Origin of the sequence: Mycobacterium sp. (assembly GCF_025965855.1) — a bacterium.
GTDB lineage: Bacteria > Actinomycetota > Actinomycetes > Mycobacteriales > Mycobacteriaceae > Mycobacterium.
Genome location: NZ_JAOPWB010000300.1, coordinates 1 through 16,768, shown reverse-complemented (window position 1 = coordinate 16,768; position 16,768 = coordinate 1). Strand labels below are relative to the sequence as shown.

The 16,768-nt window shown below is 69.8% G+C and carries 17 protein-coding genes; 12 read left to right on the top strand and 5 right to left on the bottom strand.

Translation table 11 applies throughout. The features are described 5' to 3' along the window. The first annotated feature begins 36 nt into the window (after nucleotides 1-36). Entirely contained in the window at nucleotides 37-1,383 is a 1,347-nt protein-coding gene (locus JWP83_RS25765) for an Ig-like domain-containing protein (protein WP_297736941.1), read from the top strand. On the opposite strand, the gene JWP83_RS25760 is transcribed toward JWP83_RS25765, so the two are convergent. Then, nucleotides 1,367-2,116 (bottom strand): SDR family NAD(P)-dependent oxidoreductase, encoded by a 750-nt coding sequence (locus tag JWP83_RS25760; protein ID WP_297736895.1) that lies wholly within the window; start codon nucleotides 2,114-2,116, stop codon nucleotides 1,367-1,369. The two genes, JWP83_RS25765 and JWP83_RS25760, sit on opposite strands and share 17 nt — an antisense overlap. Nucleotides 2,117-2,289: 173 nt before the next feature. On the opposite strand from JWP83_RS25760, the gene JWP83_RS25755 reads away from it, so the two are divergent. The 6 genes from JWP83_RS25755 to regX all read left to right on the top strand — a co-directional run bounded on the left by JWP83_RS25755 (nucleotide 2,290) and on the right by regX (nucleotide 8,364). Next, nucleotides 2,290-3,600, top strand: coding sequence for an ROK family protein (locus tag JWP83_RS25755; protein WP_297736892.1), 1,311 nt, complete (start codon nucleotides 2,290-2,292; stop codon nucleotides 3,598-3,600). 52 nt (nucleotides 3,601-3,652) lie between these two features. Next, nucleotides 3,653-4,981 (top strand): D-inositol-3-phosphate glycosyltransferase, encoded by a 1,329-nt coding sequence (mshA, locus tag JWP83_RS25750; protein WP_297736889.1) that lies wholly within the window; start codon nucleotides 3,653-3,655, stop codon nucleotides 4,979-4,981. Then, on the top strand, nucleotides 4,978-5,487 hold the full coding sequence (locus JWP83_RS25745; RefSeq protein WP_297736886.1) for a YbjN domain-containing protein: 510 nt from the start codon (nucleotides 4,978-4,980) through the stop codon (nucleotides 5,485-5,487). The genes mshA and JWP83_RS25745 overlap by 4 nt, the downstream gene beginning before the upstream one ends. 23 nt (nucleotides 5,488-5,510) lie before the next feature. Continuing rightward, entirely contained in the window at nucleotides 5,511-6,260 is a 750-nt protein-coding gene (locus JWP83_RS25740; RefSeq protein ID WP_297736884.1) for a phosphoglyceromutase, read from the top strand. Nucleotides 6,261-6,410: 150 nt separating this feature from the next. Then, nucleotides 6,411-7,631 (top strand): ATP-binding protein, encoded by a 1,221-nt coding sequence (locus JWP83_RS25735; RefSeq protein ID WP_297736880.1) that lies wholly within the window; start codon nucleotides 6,411-6,413, stop codon nucleotides 7,629-7,631. Between the two features lie 49 nt (nucleotides 7,632-7,680). Then, the gene (gene regX, locus JWP83_RS25730) at nucleotides 7,681-8,364 is read left to right on the top strand and encodes a two-component sensory transduction protein RegX (RefSeq protein WP_046187060.1); all 684 of its coding nucleotides are present in this window, start codon (nucleotides 7,681-7,683) and stop codon (nucleotides 8,362-8,364) included. 131 nt (nucleotides 8,365-8,495) lie between these two features. Here regX and JWP83_RS25725 read toward each other — a convergent pair whose 3' ends face one another. The 3 genes from JWP83_RS25725 to JWP83_RS25715 are packed head-to-tail and all read right to left on the bottom strand — an operon-like array spanning nucleotide 8,496 to nucleotide 11,658. Continuing rightward, entirely contained in the window at nucleotides 8,496-10,370 is a 1,875-nt protein-coding gene (locus JWP83_RS25725; protein ID WP_297736870.1) for a GMC family oxidoreductase, read from the bottom strand. Further along, entirely contained in the window at nucleotides 10,367-10,696 is a 330-nt protein-coding gene (locus JWP83_RS25720) for a hypothetical protein (RefSeq protein WP_297736867.1), read from the bottom strand. Before JWP83_RS25720 ends, JWP83_RS25725 begins: the two co-directional genes overlap by 4 nt. After that, nucleotides 10,693-11,658: a hypothetical protein gene (locus JWP83_RS25715; protein ID WP_297736864.1), complete on the bottom strand. Its 966-nt coding sequence runs from the start codon at nucleotides 11,656-11,658 to the stop codon at nucleotides 10,693-10,695. The genes JWP83_RS25720 and JWP83_RS25715 overlap by 4 nt, the downstream gene beginning before the upstream one ends. A gap of 75 nt (nucleotides 11,659-11,733) precedes the next feature. On the opposite strand from JWP83_RS25715, the gene JWP83_RS25710 reads away from it, so the two are divergent. Beyond that, nucleotides 11,734-12,456 carry a GntR family transcriptional regulator gene (locus JWP83_RS25710; RefSeq protein WP_297736861.1) on the top strand — a complete coding sequence of 241 codons (723 nt, stop codon included), beginning with the start codon at nucleotides 11,734-11,736 and terminating at the stop codon, nucleotides 12,454-12,456. A gap of 13 nt (nucleotides 12,457-12,469) precedes the next feature. Here the strand turns inward: JWP83_RS25710 and JWP83_RS25705 are convergent, their stop codons facing one another. After that, a complete protein-coding gene (locus JWP83_RS25705; protein WP_297736858.1) occupies nucleotides 12,470-13,264 on the bottom strand; it encodes a hypothetical protein in 795 nt (264 codons plus the stop codon). Nucleotides 13,265-13,450: 186 nt separating this feature from the next. Between JWP83_RS25705 and JWP83_RS25700 the strand changes: the two genes are divergently transcribed. The 4 genes from JWP83_RS25700 to JWP83_RS25685 all read left to right on the top strand — a co-directional run. Beyond that, nucleotides 13,451-14,467: a Ppx/GppA phosphatase family protein gene (locus JWP83_RS25700; RefSeq protein WP_297736855.1), complete on the top strand. Its 1,017-nt coding sequence runs from the start codon at nucleotides 13,451-13,453 to the stop codon at nucleotides 14,465-14,467. Further along, nucleotides 14,464-15,456 (top strand): hypothetical protein, encoded by a 993-nt coding sequence (locus tag JWP83_RS25695; RefSeq protein WP_297736852.1) that lies wholly within the window; start codon nucleotides 14,464-14,466, stop codon nucleotides 15,454-15,456. Before JWP83_RS25700 ends, JWP83_RS25695 begins: the two co-directional genes overlap by 4 nt. Before the next feature lie 17 nt (nucleotides 15,457-15,473). Continuing rightward, nucleotides 15,474-16,316 carry a sugar phosphate isomerase/epimerase gene (locus JWP83_RS25690; protein WP_297736849.1) on the top strand — a complete coding sequence of 281 codons (843 nt, stop codon included), beginning with the start codon at nucleotides 15,474-15,476 and terminating at the stop codon, nucleotides 16,314-16,316. A gap of 28 nt (nucleotides 16,317-16,344) precedes the next feature. After that, nucleotides 16,345-16,768, top strand: a 424-nt coding sequence (locus JWP83_RS25685) for an acyl-CoA thioesterase domain-containing protein (RefSeq protein WP_297736846.1), incomplete at its 3' end; no start/stop codon positions are given.

Genomic DNA, 16,768 nt, shown 5'->3' with positions numbered 1-16,768 from the left:
CGTCGACCTCGAATTGTCGTGGCGCGGTACGGGTCTATTCTCACGCTATCTTTAGGTGTCGTGAGCACATCCAGTTCCCCGCCGCCGATTAACCGGCGCCTGGCCTTGACGGCCCTGGGGCTCGGCGTGTTCGCCCCCAATGTATTGGCCGCATGCGCCGGCAGCACCGTGGCCAGGCAGGCCCAGAAGAAGGAGCCGCCGGCGCCGCAGCTCAAGTTCGAGCCGGTTGACGCCGCCGCCGACGTGGTTCCCATCGCGCCGATCAGCGTCCAGGTGAGCGATGGCTGGTTCCAGAAGGTGGCGTTGACGAACTCGTCAGGCAAGGTGGTCGCGGGATCCTTCAACTCCGACCGCACCGTCTACACGACCATCGAGCCGCTGGGCTACGACGCGACCTACACCTGGAGCGGTTCGGCCGTCGGCCACAACGGCAAGGCGGTCCCGGTGACCGGCAAGTTCACCACCGTGTCGCCCACCAAGAAGATCGGCGGGGCATTCCAGTTGGCCGACGGCCAGACCGTCGGGGTGGCGGTGCCGATCATCATCCAGTTCGACGCGCCGATCAGCGATAAGGCCGCCGTCGAGAAGGCGCTCGCCGTCACCGCCAACCCGCCCGTCGAGGGCAGCTGGGCTTGGTTGCCTGACGAGAGGCAGGGAGCCCGCGTGCACTGGCGTTCCCGCGAGTACTACCCGGCGGGTACCACCGTCAATGTCGACGCCAAGCTCTACGGGCTGCCGTTCGGCGACGGCGCGTTCGGCGACCAGGACATCTCGTTGCGCATCCAGATCGGCCGAAAGCAGGTCGTCAAGGCCGAGGTCTCGTCGCACCGCATCCAGGTCGTCACCGACGCCGGCGTCATCATGGACTTCCCGTGCAGCTACGGCGAGGCCGACAAGGCGCGCAACGTCACCCGCAACGGCATCCACGTGGTCACCGAGAAGTACGCCGATTTCTACATGTCGAACCCGGCCGCCGGGTACTCCAACGCGCACGAACGCTGGGCGGTGCGGATCTCCAACAACGGCGAGTTCATCCACGCCAACCCGTCGAGCGCCGGCGCCCAGGGCAACACCAACGTCACCAACGGCTGCATCAACCTGTCGACGGGCGACGCCGCGCAGTACTACCAAACCGCGATCTACGGTGACCCCGTCGAGGTGACCGGCAGCTCGATACAGCTGTCCTACTCCGACGGCGACATCTGGGACTGGGCCGTGGACTGGGACACCTGGGTGGCGATGTCGGCGCTGCCGCCCCCGACGGCGCACCCGCCGGCCACCCAGATTCCCGTGACCGCGCCGGTCACCCCGTCGAACGCCCCGACGTTGTCGGGCACGCCCACGACGACCACGTCCAGCCCGGGGCCTAGCCCCGGCGGTTAAACCGCGTCGCGCTGGCCTGGTCGCGCGGCTTCATGACGATCAGGTCCAGGTTGACGTGGGACGGCCGCGAGGCCACGAACCCGATCACCTCGGCGACGTCGGCGGCCAGCAACGGCGTTATCCCGGTGTAGACGGCGTCCGCGCGCCGTTCGTCGCCGTCGAAACGGACGAGCGAGAACTCGGTTTCGACCGCGCCCGGGGCAATCTCGGTGAGCCGCACGGGTTTTCCCAATAGCTCCCCGCGCAGCGTGCGGTGCAACGCACCCTGGGCGTGTTTGGCCGCCGTGTAGCCGGCGCCGCCGTCGTAGGTCTCCATCGCCGCGACCGAGGTGACGGTGACGATCAGGCCGTCGCCGGAGTCGACCAGCATGGGCAGCAGCGCGCGGGTGACCCGCAGCGTGCCGATCACGTTGGTCTCCCACATCCATCGCCAGTGCTCGATGTCGGCGTCGGCGACGGGTTCGAGTCCCCGAGCGCCACCGGCGTTGTTGACCAACACGTCGACGCGGCCGACTTTGTCCGCCAGCGCTTGCACCGCGCGGTCGTCTGTGACGTCGGCCACAATCGCCGTCCCGTCGATTTCGTCGGCCAGCGCGTTGATCCGATCCGCGCGTCGCGCCACGGCGACCACGTGAAAGCCAAGGCCTGCAAGAACTTTCGCGGTCGCCTCGCCGATGCCGGAGCTGGCACCGGTGACCACCGCGACCCGTTGATGCCCCCCAGCTGTGTTCATCGGAACAACTCTAATAAACGTGCTAAATTCTCGGGGTGCACCACAGCGCCCTGTTCAACACCACCGCCGCGTGTCTTTGCGCGGCAAGTGCGTGTTGTTGCCGCGCACTTTGCCGCTCCTGACCTTTCAGGCGTGGCCGAAGCCGGCCATTGGAACTCGGACAAAGGACGCTCGTGCGCTCGACTACTCTCACCCACAGCCATCATTCGCCCGGCCGCAAAAGCCACCTGCGGTTGCACCGCCAGATCCTGCCGCCGGCTCTGCATATCTCCGATTCGGCCGCGGCATCGGTCTTCCGGGCCGTCCGGTTGCGCGGCCCGGTCGGCCGCGACGTCATCGCCGGCATCACATCGCTGAGCATCGCCACGGTCAACCGCCAGGTCATCGCGCTGCTCGACGCCGGCCTGCTGCGCGAGCGCGCCGACCTCGCCGTCTCCGGGGCCATCGGCCGCCCGCGGGTGCCGGTGGAGATCAACCACGAACCGTTCGTGACGCTCGGCATCCACATCGGCGCGCGCACCACCAGCATCGTGGCGACCGACCTGTTCGGCCGCACGCTGGACACCGTCGAGACCCCGACCCCCCTCAGCGCCGCCGGGCCCGCGCTGGCGTCGCTGGCCGAAAGCGCCTGCCGGTACCTGAGGCGCTGGCACCGGCGCCGCCCGCTCTGGGTCGGGGTGGCGATCGGTGGCACCGTGGACAACGCCACCGGCCACGTCGACCACCCGAGGCTGGGCTGGCGGCAGGCGCCGGTGGGCCCCGTGCTGGCCGACGCGCTCGGACTGCCGGTCTCGGTGGCCTCGCACGTCGACGCCATGGCCGGCGCCGAGCTGCTGCTGGGCCTGCGGCGATTCGCGCCGAGTTCGCCCACCAGCCTGTACGTCTACGCCCGCGAGACCGTGGGCTATGCGCTGGTGATCGGCGGACGGGTGCACTGCCCGGCCAGCGGCCCCGGCACCATCGCGGCGCTGCCCGCTTACTCCGAGTTGCTCGGCGGCACCGGACAGCTGGAGTCCACCGTGAGCGACGAAGGGGTCCTGTCCGCCGCGCGCCGGCTGAAAATCCTTCCCGTCCTCGCCCCGGCGACCCGCATCGCCGGATCCGCGACCGCGATGACCGACCTGCTGCGGGTGGCTCGGGCCGGCAATCCGCAGGCCAGGGAGCTGCTGGCGGAGCGGGCCCGGGTTCTCGGCGAGGCGGTCGCGTTGGTGCGCGACATGCTCAACCCCGACGAGCTGGTGGTCGGTGGGCAGGCTTTCACCGAGTACCCGGAGGCGATGGAGCACGTGGAGGCGGCGTTCGCCGCGAGCTCCGTGCTGCCCCCGCGCGACATCCGCGTCACCGCCTTCGGCAATCGGGTGCAGGAGGCCGGGGCCGGAACGGTGTCGCTGGGCGGGTTGTACGCCGATCCGCTCGGCGCGATGCGGCGCGCCGGGGCGCTGGACTCCCGGCTGCGGGACGTCGCCGACGAGTCGTCCGCTTAGCGCGAACAGCGCACTTGGGCCGGGTGGTGGACCGTCCTGTAAAGATGACAGTGTGCGGCACGACGATGTCCTCCGGCTGAATGACCCGCGCCGCGTTGCGGTGTTGGCCGTGCACACCTCACCGCTGGCCCAGCCGGGGACCGGCGACGCCGGCGGCATGAACGTCTATGTGCTGCAAACCGCGTTGCACCTGGCCCGGCGCGGCATCGAGGTGGAGATCTTCACCCGGGCCACCGCGTCGGCCGATCCGCCGGTCACCCACGTGGCGCCGGGCGTGCTGGTCCGCAACGTGGTGGCGGGGCCGTTCGAGGGCCTGGACAAATACGACCTGCCGACTCAGCTGTGTGCGTTCGCGGCCGGGGTGCTGCGCGCCGAGGCGTCGCACGAGCCGGGTTATTACGACATCGTGCACTCCCATTACTGGCTGTCCGGGCAGGTCGGATGGCTGGCCCGCGACCGCTGGGCGGTGCCGCTGGTGCACACCGCCCACACGCTGGCCGCGGTGAAAAACGCGGCCCTGGCCGACGGCGACGCGCCCGAGCCGCCGCTGCGCACGGTGGGGGAGCAGCAGGTGGTCGACGAGGCGGACCGGCTGATCGTCAACACCGATGACGAAGCGCAACAGTTGATTTCGATCCATCACGCCGATCCGGCGCGAATCGATGTGGTCCACCCCGGTGTCGATCTTGACGTGTTCCGCCCGGGGGACCGCGCGGCGGCCCGCGCCGCGCTTGGCCTGCCGCTCGATGAGGACGTGGTGGCCTTCGTCGGGCGGATCCAGCCGCTCAAGGCGCCCGACATCGTGCTGCGCTCCGCCGCGAAACTGCCAGGGGTGCGCATCGTGGTAGCCGGCGGCCCGTCGGGCAGCGGCCTGGCCCCGGACGGACTGGTTCGGTTGGCCGACGAACTCGGCATCACCGACCGGGTGACGTTCCTGCCGCCGCAGTCCCGCGCGGACCTGGCCACGTTGTTCCGGGCCGCCAATCTTGTTGCGGTGCCGAGTTATTCGGAGTCGTTCGGGCTCGTCGCCGTCGAGGCGCAGGCGTGCGGCACGCCGGTGGTGGCCGCCGCGGTCGGCGGTCTGCCGGTGGCGGTGCGCGACGGGATCTCCGGTGCCCTCGTGTCCGGGCATGACGTCGGCGACTGGGCGGATGCCCTCGATCGGCTGCTGGGCCTGCCCGCGCCGCGGGCGGAGGCGATGGGCCGCGCGGCCGCCGCCCACGCCGCCACGCTCTCCTGGGACAACACCACCGACGCGCTGCTGGCCAGCTATCGACGCGCGATCGGCGACTTCACCGCCATGCGCCAGCGCCGGTTCCGCGACCGGGCGTCGATGCGCAAGCCCCGCCGCTGGGCGACGCGCCGCGGAGTGGACGCGTGAATTCGGCCGTGCAGGCCGTGATCGAGCACACGCTGCAGGCCAGCGGGCTCACCTACTCGGAATTCCCTGGGGCGCACGATGGGCTGCCGGGGCTGGTGGTGGAGCTGCCCGGCGAGCGCAAGCTCAAGACCAACACCATCCTGAGCATCGGCGAGCATTCGGTGCGCGTGGAGGCGTTCGTGTGCCGCAAGCCCGACGAAAACCACGAGGGCGTCTACCGGTTCCTGTTGAGGCGAAATCGCCGGCTTTACGGGGTCGCTTACACGTTGGACAACGTCGGCGACATCTACCTGGTGGGCCGCATGTCGCTGGCGTCGGTCGACGCCGACGAGATCGACCGGGTGCTCGGCCAGGTGCTCGAGGCGGTGGATTCGGACTTTAATACGCTGCTGGAGTTGGGTTTTCGCTCATCGATACAGAAAGAGTGGGAGTGGCGCGTGTCGCGCGGGGAGTCGCTGAAGAACCTGCAGGCGTTCGCCCACCTCATCGACGAAGACGACGATTAGCACTGCGTGAGAGACTTGCCGGCATGGGACACACTGCCACGCTGGTGCTGCTGCGCCACGGCGAGAGCGACTGGAACGCCCTCAACCTGTTCACGGGCTGGGTCGACGTCGGCCTGACCGAGAAGGGCCGGGCCGAGGCGGTGCGAAGCGGCGAGCTGTTGACGGAACACGCGCTGCTGCCCGACGTGCTCTACACCTCGCTGCTGCGGCGGGCGATCACCACCGCGCACCTGGCGCTGGACACCGCCGACCGGCTGTGGATCCCGGTGCGGCGCAGCTGGCGGCTCAACGAACGCCACTACGGCGCGCTGCAGGGCCTGAACAAGGCCGAGACCAAGGAGCGCTACGGCGAGGAGCAGTTCATGACCTGGCGGCGCAGCTACGACACGCCGCCGCCGCCGATCGAGCGGGGCAGCAAATTCAGCCAGGACACCGACCCCCGCTACGCCAACATCCGCGGCGGCCCGCTGACCGAATGCCTCGCCGACGTGGTGGCCCGCTTCCTGCCGTATTTCACCGACGTGATCGTCCCCGATCTGCGGACCGGCAAGACCGTGCTGATGGTCGCGCACGGCAACTCGCTGCGCGCCCTGGTCAAGCACCTGGACGAGATGTCCGACGACGAGATCGTCGGGCTGAACATCCCGACCGGCATTCCCCTGCGCTACGACCTGGATGCCGACATGCGGCCGGTGCTACCAGGCGGGACGTATCTGGACCCGGAGGCGGCCGCGGCGGGTGCCGCCGCGGTTGCCAGCCAGGGGCGCGGCTGAGGTCGATCGAATGCCCGCGCCCGCTTTTAAAGGCCTGTTTGCCAAACATCGAGTGAACGGAAGCGGAATACCTATAGCGCAAGATGTGACTTGTACGATTTTGGCCTCGCCCCGCTAGGGCGGCGTTCACCAAATTTGTAGGATTTTGTTGTGACTGTGTTCTCGGCGCTGTTGCTGGCCGGGGTCTTGTCCGTGCTGGCGCTGGCCGTAGGAGTTGCGGCCGGGGTCCGGCTGGCGCCGCGGGCGGTCCAACGCCGTCAGCAATCCTCCACCGAATGGACGGGCATCACCGTCGCGCAGATGCTGCAACGCATCGTCGCGCTGATGCCGCTCGGAGCCGCGGTGGTGGATTCGCATCGCGACGTCGTCTATCTCAACGACCGGGCCAGGGAGTTGGGCCTGGTGCGGGATCGGCAACTCGACGACCAGGCCTGGCAGGCCGCGCAGCAGGCGCTCAGCGGCGTCGACGCCGAGTTCGACCTGCGACCGGCGAAACGCGCGGCCGGCCGCTCGGGGCTGTCGGTGCACGGGCAGGCGCGGTTGCTGAGCGAAGAGGACCGCCGGTTCGCGGTGGTGTTCGTCCACGACCAATCCGACTACGCCCGGATGGAGGCCACCAGGCGCGATTTCGTGGCCAACGTCAGCCACGAGCTCAAGACCCCGGTGGGCGCCATGGCGCTGCTCGCCGAGGCCCTGCTGGCCTCCGCGGATGACTCCGAAACCGTTCGCCGCTTCGCCGAGAGGGTGCTCGTGGAAGCCAATCGACTCGGCGACATGGTCGCCGAGCTGATCGAGCTGTCCCGGCTGCAGGGGGCCGATCCGTTGCCCAACGTCACCGACGTTGAGGTCGATACCATTGTGTCCGAAGCGATTTCACGCCACAAGGTGGCCGCCGAAAACGCCGATATCGAGGTTCGTACCGACGCGCCCAGCGACCTGCGGGTGCTGGGCGACGAAACGCTGCTGGTGACCGCGCTGGCCAACCTGGTATCCAACGCGATCGCGTATTCGCCCCCGGGTTCGCCGGTGTCGATCAGCCGTCGCCGCCGCGGCGACAACATCGAGATCGCCGTGACCGACCGCGGCATCGGGATCGCGCTGGAAGACCAGGTGCGCGTCTTCGAGCGGTTCTTCCGCGGGGACAAGGCGCGTTCGCGGGCCACCGGCGGCAGCGGGCTGGGACTCGCCATCGTCAAACACGTTGCGGCCAACCACAACGGCAGCATCGGCGTGTGGAGCAAGCCGGGAACCGGATCGACGTTCACGCTTTCCATTCCCGCCTACAAAGACGGCAACGAGGAATCCGGGCAACCGCGGGGTCGCGAGGTGCGGCCCAGCAGGTCACAACGAGAGGAAGAACTAAGTCGATGACCCGCGCTAACGACGATGCAGAGCGACGCGATGAGAAGGAGTGGCGCGCATGACGAGTGTGCTGATCGTGGAGGACGAGGAGTCGCTGGCCGATCCTCTGGCATTCCTGTTGCGCAAGGAGGGTTTTGAGGCCACGGTGGTGACCGACGGGCCCGCGGCACTCGCCGAGTTCGATCGAGGCGGTGCCGACATCGTGCTCCTCGACCTGATGCTGCCGGGCATGTCGGGCACCGACGTGTGCAAGCAGCTGCGCGCCCGTTCCAGCGTGCCGGTGATCATGGTGACCGCGCGCGACAGCGAGATCGACAAGGTGGTCGGCCTCGAGCTGGGCGCGGATGACTATGTGACCAAACCCTATTCGGCGCGCGAGTTGATCGCCCGTATCCGCGCGGTGCTGCGCCGGGGCGGCGACGACGACTCCGAGATCAGCGACGGCGTGCTCGAGTCCGGGCCGGTCCGGATGGATGTCGAGCGCCACGTCGTCTCCGTCAACGGCGACACGATCACGTTGCCGCTGAAGGAATTTGACCTGCTCGAATACCTGATGCGGAACAGCGGGCGGGTGCTGACGCGCGGCCAGCTGATCGATCGGGTGTGGGGTGCGGATTACGTCGGTGACACCAAGACACTCGACGTCCACGTCAAGCGCCTGCGGTCCAAGATCGAGGCCGACCCGGCCAACCCGGTGCACCTGGTCACGGTGCGCGGGTTGGGATACAAGCTCGAGGGCTAAGGCGCCGGGGGCCGTCAGCAGCTCGGCAGCTCGGCGACGAGTGTGAGTTGAGGGCGTTGAGCGTGTACCGAGGGCGGAGTTGGTCGGCGTGTCGTCGCCCTAGACGCATACGCAAAGCCGTGGATGCACACTCAGCGGGCGCTGACGACCTCGTCGGCGACGCCCAGCGCCAGCGCCATGATCGACAGCTGCGGGTTCACCTCCGGGCAGCTGGGCAGGATCGACGCGTCGGCCACCCACACGCCGTCCACGCCGCGCAGCCGTCCGGTTTCGTCGACCGGACACAGCTGCTCGTCGGCGCCCGCGGCCGCGGTCCCCGTGGGGTGGAAGGCGGCCAGGTGCAGGCTTCGCGCGTCGCTTCGGCCCAGCGCATCGCGCAGCGCGGGCAGCGACGCCACCGTCGCCGCCCCGGGCAATCCGGTGAGCACCTCGACGGCGCCCGCGGCGAACAGCAGCCGGCCCATGGCCTCGATCGCGACCATCAGCTTGGCGGCGTCGGACCGGGCGATGTTGTAGCGCACCAGCGTCTCGCCGCGCACCGAGGACACCGAGCCGGCGCCCCGATCGGCCACCATGGCGCCGAACGTCGCGACCTGGGGCGCGCGGTCCAGCCAGCCGAGCAGCTCGGCGCCGTAGCCGGGAAAGACAATCGAGCCCATCCCCGGCGGCGTCGAGGTCGCTTCGATCAGAACGCCATGGGACGCGTGAAACTCGTGGACGGCCGCGCTTTGCAGCACGCCGTGCCACGCGAGGACGTCGAAGTCGAAACGCCCGGCCAGCATCATCGCCGGATGCAGCGCGAGATTTCGGCCGAGGCGCGGATGTGCGCCAAAACCGCTGCGCCGCAATAGCCCCGGCGTCTCGGTGGCGCCGGCGGCGACGATGACGGTGTCCGCGAGGACGTCCAGCGCCGTGCCGTCGGGCCGGCGGGCGCGCACCCCGCGGGCGCGACCGTGCCGGTGCAGCACCCGCTCGACGCGGGCGTGCGAGATGATCCGCGCCCCCGCCGCACACGCCTGCGGCAACGCGTTGAGGTGCACGCCGAACTTGGCGTTTCGTGGGCAGCCGATCGCGCACTGGCAACAGCCTTCGCAGCCAGGCGCGTTGCGCGGGATCGGCGCCGCCCGCCAGCCCAGCGTCGTCGCGGCGTCCAGCAGCAGGCGCCCATTGCGCCCCATGATCTCCAGCGGCACCGGCGCGACCCGCAGCGTGCGTTCGACGTCGTCGAGGCGCTCGGCCAGCCGGTCGGGATCGGCCAGGTCGAGGCCGAAGTCATCGCGCCAGCGCCGCACCACGATTGGCGGCGGCCGGTAGCAGGTGCCGGAGTTCACCACGGTGGTGCCTCCGACCGCCCGGCCGATGGGCAGCACCACCGACGGGCGTCCCAGCGCGACGGTGGCCCCCGCGCCGCGGTACAGACCGGCGTAGCGGTCGATCGGATGGGTGGTACGGAATTCCTCCACCGTCCAGCGGCGTCCCTCCTCCAGCACCACGGTGTCGAAGCCGGCCCGCGCCAGGGTGCGCGCCACCATCGCACCGCCGGCGCCGGAACCCACGATCACCGCGTCGGCGGCGACGACGGAGCGGCTCTCGGCCGAGGCGGTGATGGTCAAGGGCGCATCGGGGCGCGCCGGGTCGTGCTGCTGCGCCCGCGAAAGCAGTTCCGGTGCAAAGGTTTCGGCGCCGTTGGCGAGCAGCACGATCGCCTTCATCGCTTCGACGGCCGCACCGGTCTCGGGGCTGAGCGCGGCGACCCGCCGCAGCACCCGTTCCCGTTGGCCGGCGTCGAGCCGCGACAGTGAGCGGCCGCTGGTGAGGTAGCTCGCCGCGGCCACCGAGAGCAATCCGGCCCGCATGGCCAACCGCGAGGTCGCGGGCAGCCGTTTCAGGTAGCGCTCCACGCGATCGACGAGCTGGGCCGGTGCCGGGCCGCCGCACTCCTCGGGCAGCAGCGCGGCGCCGAAAGACGCCAACGAGGTCCCGGCCCGATCGGCGAGACGGCTCATATCAGGCGTCCGAGCCGGCGCCCCAACTTGATGAAGAACGGATAGGTCGCAAAGATGGCGCCCGCCGCCGCGTGCAGCGGCCAGCCCGCCTCCACGGTGTCGACGCCGAAAACGCCGCTGTTCCACATGAAGTCGCGCCCGTTCTGAGCGCGGAAGGGCCGCCACAGCACTCCGAGCCCGGGCACGTTGTTGTAGAGCCCGAACGAGCCGCCGAAGAAGACCCCGAGCGTGGCGGCCTCGGCCAGATCGCGGCGGTCCGAGGGTAGCCGCCGCTCGATGAACACTCCGGCGGCAAACAGCAGCGGCGGGTCGAGAACAAAGCTCACGTCGGGATCCTTTCGTTGATCTGCGGTGCCTCGGCGCCGCGCAGCCCGACCTCGGCGTGCCCGGTTCCCAGCACCGACCAGTGCCGGTCGTCGATTTCGATGTGGATGTCGGCCTGCTCGGTGTTGGTGCACACCGCGCGGCCGCCGTCGGGATCGGTGTATCCCAGGCTCACGCACCTCGCCGGTGGCTGGTCGACCCGGATGAGCACCCGGCGGCCACCGATACGCCCCTCCAGCTGCCAGTGCCGCACACCCAGCGTCGTCCGCATCCGCAGTGACGGCAAAGGGCCTGCGGGCCAATCCTTTCCGTCGATGCGGAAGCGAACGAACGCCATCGGCGCAAGCCTGCGCAGCCCCGGTTTGTGTGACACCGCGGTGACGGCCTCCACGACGTCGCCGTCGCCGAGGTCGGCGTGGATCCATCCCCAGCGCCTGGCGTTGCCGTGCCCGTAGATGTGGGCGAGCCCGCCGCGCCAGCCGTCGATGGCTGTCGCGGCGCCGGCTGGAAATTCTGTGGTCAATGAGCCGGCGAACTCGGCGGTGGGCGCGAGGACCACCTGGGCGCCCGGCAGCAACTCGCGCTCCCACGCCGCGCGGGGAAACGTCCACAGCGGCGTGCCGGCGTCCTTCCACGACAGGTCCCACGCGAGCGATCGGGCGCTGCCGGTCAGCTTTTCCGGGGCCGCTCGCACCCCGGCCGCGTCGAACCAGGCCGTGCCCGCGGCCGGCCGGGTGGGTTCGGGGCCGAACCGCTCGGTGCGCGGCGGGCCGTCGGGCGCGAACCAGGTCGCCCAGCCGTGCGCGTAGGGGGTTTCCGCCGCACGCAGCGGGGCCACCGTCTCGCAGTGGATCCACAGCCCGGCGCGTGTCAGCGGATCCGACAGGGTGGCGTACCAGACTTCAAGGCGGCCGGGCTTGCCCCGCCAGCGCGGGGCTTGGGCCGATCGCAGCTCGTCGTCCATGTGCCACCTCCGGTTGGGACGCGGATGCGTGCTTGATGCCCCGCGCCCGATTGGCCCACTATATTGGTTGAGCCAATGAACCAGTCAAGTGTGCTGCAGCCGCCGGATCGGCAGCGGGTCGATGAACAGATCGCCGCGTCGATCGCCGACGCCATCCTCGACGGCGCCTTCGCGCCCGGCTCGACCCTGCCGCCCGAGCGGGAGCTGGCCGAGCAGCTCGGCGTGAACCGCACGTCGCTGCGCCAAGGGCTGGCCCGCCTGCAGCAGATGGGCCTCATCGAGGCTCGGCACGGCAGCGGCAACGTGGTGCGCGACCCCGAGGCGCTCACCCATCCCGCGGTCGTGGAGGCGCTGGTCCGCAAGCTCGGCCCCGAGTTCCTGGCCGAACTGCTGGAGATCCGGGCTGCGCTGGGCCCGTTGATCGGCCGCTTGGCGGCGCAACGGGGCGCGCCCGACGATGCCGAGGCGTTGGTCGCCGCGCTGGCGGCGGTGCGGGAGGCCGACGGGGCCGCGGCGCGCCAGGCCGCCGACCTCGCCTATTTCCGGGTGCTCATCCACAGCAGTCGCAACCGCGCGCTGGGCCTGATGTATCGCTGGGTCGAGCACGCGTTCGGCGGCCGCGAGCACGAGCTCACCGGGGCCTACGACGACGCCGCCCCGGTGGTGACCGACCTGCGCGCGATCACCGACGCGGTGCTGGCGCGCGACGCGGAAGCGGCAGCCGCGGCGGTCGAGGGCTACCTACACGCCAGCGCGCTGCGAATGGTGTTGTCGTACAAGAAAACTCAGGACACCTAAGCCATGGCCCGGGTTACTCGGCGACCCGGGTGGCCGGATGCACCGCGATGAGCCCTAACTTGCTGCGGCGCTTGCACATTGCCGCCAGCTCCGCGTAGGCCTTCGCGCCGAGCAGCTCGGTGAGCTCGTCGGCCAGGCTTTCCCAGACCTGCTTGGTGCCGACGTGGGCGGCCGGATCACCGGTGCAATACCAGTGCAGGTCCGCGCCACCGGAGCCCCAGCCGCGGCGATCGTATTCCGTGACCCAGGTCTTGAGGATTTCGGTGCCGTCGGGCCGGGTCACCCACTCCTGGCTGCGCCGGATCGGCAGCTGCCAGCAGACATCGGGTTTCATGGTCAGTGGCGCCACGCCCAGCTTGAGGGCCTTGGTATGCAGTGCGCATCCGGCGCCGCCGGCGAAGCCCGGCCGGTTGAGGAAGATGCATGCGTCCTTGTGCTTGCGGGTGCGGTACTGGGGCTGGCCGTCATGCTCATCGAGTTCCAGATAACCCTTGCGGCTCAAGCCCTTTTCGCGGAATTGCCAATCGTCGTCGGTCAGCGTCTTGACCGCATCGTCGAGCCGCGCGCGGTCGTCGTCGTCGGACAAGAACGCACCGTGGGAGCAACACCCGTCGTTGGGGCGGCCCGCCACCGTGCCGCGGCACGCGGGGGTGCCGAATACGCATGTCCAACGCGACAGCAGCCAGGTAAGGTCGGCCGCGATGAGGTGCTCGGGATTGTCCGGGTCGTAGAACTCCACCCACTCACGGGCAAAGTCCATTTCGACCTCTTGACCCGCGCGTCCCGTTTCTGGGTGCGGATTCGCCATTTTGTCAACGTTAGACCACGATTCCGCCTGGTTGCCCCGCTGACACACTGCCGCCCTCCGCGGCACACCGATCGTTGCGCGACAGGGCTGAATTGCCGGGCTCGCCCCCTCGCCGCTCGCGCGGCTGGGGTGCCCCCACCTCGCGCCGCTTCGCGGCGCGCGTCGTCACCCGGCTAGGTTGTTTCTGTGCGGTTAGGCGTGCTCGACGTGGGTAGCAATACGGTCCATCTGTTGGTGGTTGACGCCCACCGCGGCGGGCACCCGACGCCCATGAGTTCGACCAAGGCCACGCTGCGCCTCTCCGAATCCCTCGACAACTCGGGAAAGATCACCAAGCGCGGCGCCGACAAGTTGGTCTCCACGATCGACGAGTTCGCCAAGATCGCGGACAGCTCTGGCTGCGAGGAGCTGATGGCCTTCGCCACATCGGCGGTCCGCGACGCCGAGAATTCCGACGACGTGCTGTCGCGGGTGCGCAAAGAGACCGGCGTCGAGCTGGAGGTGCTTCGCGGCGTCGACGAGTCGCGGTTGACCTTCCTGGCGGTGCGCCGGTGGTACGGGTGGAGCGCCGGGCGAATCATCAACCTCGACATCGGCGGGGGCTCGCTGGAGTTATCCAGCGGTGTCGACGAGGAGCCCGAGGTCGCGCTGTCGTTGCCGCTGGGTGCGGGGCGACTGACCCGCGAATGGCTGCCCGACGATCCGCCCGGCCGGCGCCGGGTGGCGATGCTGCGGGACTGGCTGGACGCCGAGCTCGCGCAAACCTGCGAAACGGTGCTCGACGCCGGTGCCCCCGACCTCGCGGTCGCCACGTCGAAGACGTTCCGTTCGCTGGCACGGCTCACCGGGGCGGCGCCGTCGGCGGCCGGCCCGCGGGTGAAGAGGATGCTGACCGCAAACGGCCTCAGGCAACTCATAGCTTTCATCTCTAGGATGACGACCGCTGACCGGGCTGAGCTGGAGGGAGTAAGCGCCGAGCGGGCGCCCCAGATCGTGGCGGGTGCCCTGGTGGCCGAGGCGAGTATGCGAGTGCTGTCGATCGAAGCCGTGGATATCTGCCCGTGGGCATTACGGGAAGGTCTCATCTTGCGAAAACTCGACAGCGAAGCCGACGGAACTTCGCTCGTCGACAGTTCCGTGCGGGATGCTGGAGGTCAGAAAGCTGATCGGAACGCCAACCGATCGAGAGGCGACAAATCATGACCGGACCACACTCCGAGACCGAGAGCCCTGGCACCCGACCGATCTCGGTTGCCGAACTGCTGGCCAGGAATGGAACCATCGGCGAACCGTCGGTCACCCGGCGGCGCCGCCGTCGGCGCGGCGACAGCGACGCGGTCACGGTCGCCGAACTAACCGGCGAGACCCCGATCATCCGTGACGACGACCAGAACGCTCACGGGGCAAACGGGACGGTCCAGGTCGCCGAACCGGCCGCGGAGACGCGCCCAGGGGTGACTTCCGAGCAGGTCACCGAGGAACAGCCCAAGACCGCGTACTGGTCCGAACCCGAGCCGCGCTGGCCCAAGTCACCGCCGCAGCCCCAACGCCTGTCGGGGCCCGAGCGCAGCGCCTACCCGCGGCCCATGCCGCACACCGAGGTGCCGGCCGATCGCGCCGGCCAGTCCGGCGCCGAGGACATGAGTCCGGACCCGGTGGATCACTACGCCGACTTCCCGGTGGACGTGATGGACTCCGAGGTGCGCGAAGCCGAACAGGCGGCCGAGGATTCCGCCTACGTTCGCTCCTACCTAGAGTCGGATTCCACGCTGTTCGGCGGCCAGACGCTGGCCGATGAGGTGGCGCGTCGGCGCGGCGCGGAGCGCGCGGAGCGGTCTGTGGACTCGCTGGCCGAAGAGCGACTCGACGCGGACGGCCTCGCAGCCGACCGCGAGGCCGAGGAGCCGCACGAAGGGCCCGGCAGGCTCGAGTCGCTGTGGCGGGGCACCCTGATCGTGTTGCAGTCGATGCTGGCCGTCGCGTTCGGGGCCGGGCTGTTCGTCGCGTTCGACGAGCTGTGGCGCTGGAACAGCATCGTGGCATTGGTGCTCTCGGTGCTGGTCATTCTCGGCCTGGTGGTGGGGGTCCGGGTGGTTCGCAAGACCGAGGACATCGCCAGCACGCTGATCGCCGTTGCGGTGGGGGCGCTGATCACCCTGGGACCGTTGGCGCTGTCGTTGCAGTCGGGCTAGGGCGCCATACACAGACAGTGCGCCCAGCAATCAAAGTCGGCCTGTCGACGGCCTCGGTGTACCCACTGCGGGCCGAGGCCGCCTTCGAATATGCGGCCCGGCTCGGCTACGACGGGGTCGAACTGATGGTGTGGAGCGAGTCGGTCAGCCAGGACGTCGACGCCGTCAAGCAGCTGTCCCGGCGCTACCGCGTCCCGGTGTTGTCCGTGCACGCGCCGTGCCTGCTGATCTCGCAGCGGGTGTGGGGCGCCAACCCGATTCCCAAGCTGGAACGCAGCGTGCGGGCCGCCGAAAAGCTGGGCGCGCAGACGGTCGTCGTGCACCCGCCGTTTCGCTGGCAGCGGCGCTACGCCGAGGGTTTCAGCGAGCAGGTTTCGGCCCTGGAGGAATCCAGCGACGTGATGGTCGCCGTGGAGAACATGTTCCCGTTCCGGGCGGACAGATTCTTCGGGGCCGGGCAGTCACGCGAGCGGATGCGCAGGCGGGGCGGCGGCCCCGGCCCGGCGATCTCGGCGTTCGCGCCGTCCTACGACCCGCTGGACGGCGACCACGCGCACTACACGCTGGACCTGTCCCACACCGCGACGGCGGGCACGGACTCGCTGGACATGGCCGGGCGGATGGGCGAGGGCCTGGTTCACCTGCACCTGTGCGACGGCAGCGGGCTGCCCGCCGACGAGCACCTGGTGCCCGGGCGCGGCACGCAACCCACCGCCGAGGTGTGCCAGATGCTCGCCGGCGGTCGCTTCGCCGGCCACGTGATCCTGGAGGTGTCCACCTCGAGCGCGCGGTCCGCCCAGGAGCGCGAAGCCATGCTCGCCGAATCGTTGCAGTTCGCCCGCACACACCTGATGCGGTGATTATCGAAAGACCGACGCCCAGGAGCACATGAACGCGTTATTCACCACCGCGATGACGTTGCGGGAGGCCGGACCCGGCGTGTACGAGGGCGAGCTCAACAAGCACTGGACCATCGGGCCCAAGGTGCACGGTGGCGCGATGCTGGCGCTCTGCGCCAACGCCGCCCGGACCGCGTGCGGCGGAGGGCCGGGCGGACCGCAACCGGTCTTGGAACCAGTCACGGTGTCGGCGAGCTTCCTGTGGGCGCCGGATCCCGGGCCCATGCGGCTGCTGACCTCCTTCCGCAAGCGCGGCCGCCGCATCAGCGTCGTCGATGTCGAGCTCATGCAGGGCGAGCGCACCGCGGTGCACGCCGTGGTCAATCTCGGAGCGCCCGAGCATTTCCCGCCGGACGGCCCGGCCGCCCCGCTGCTGTCGGCGAACCCGGTCGTGGGCCTGATGGCGCCGGAAC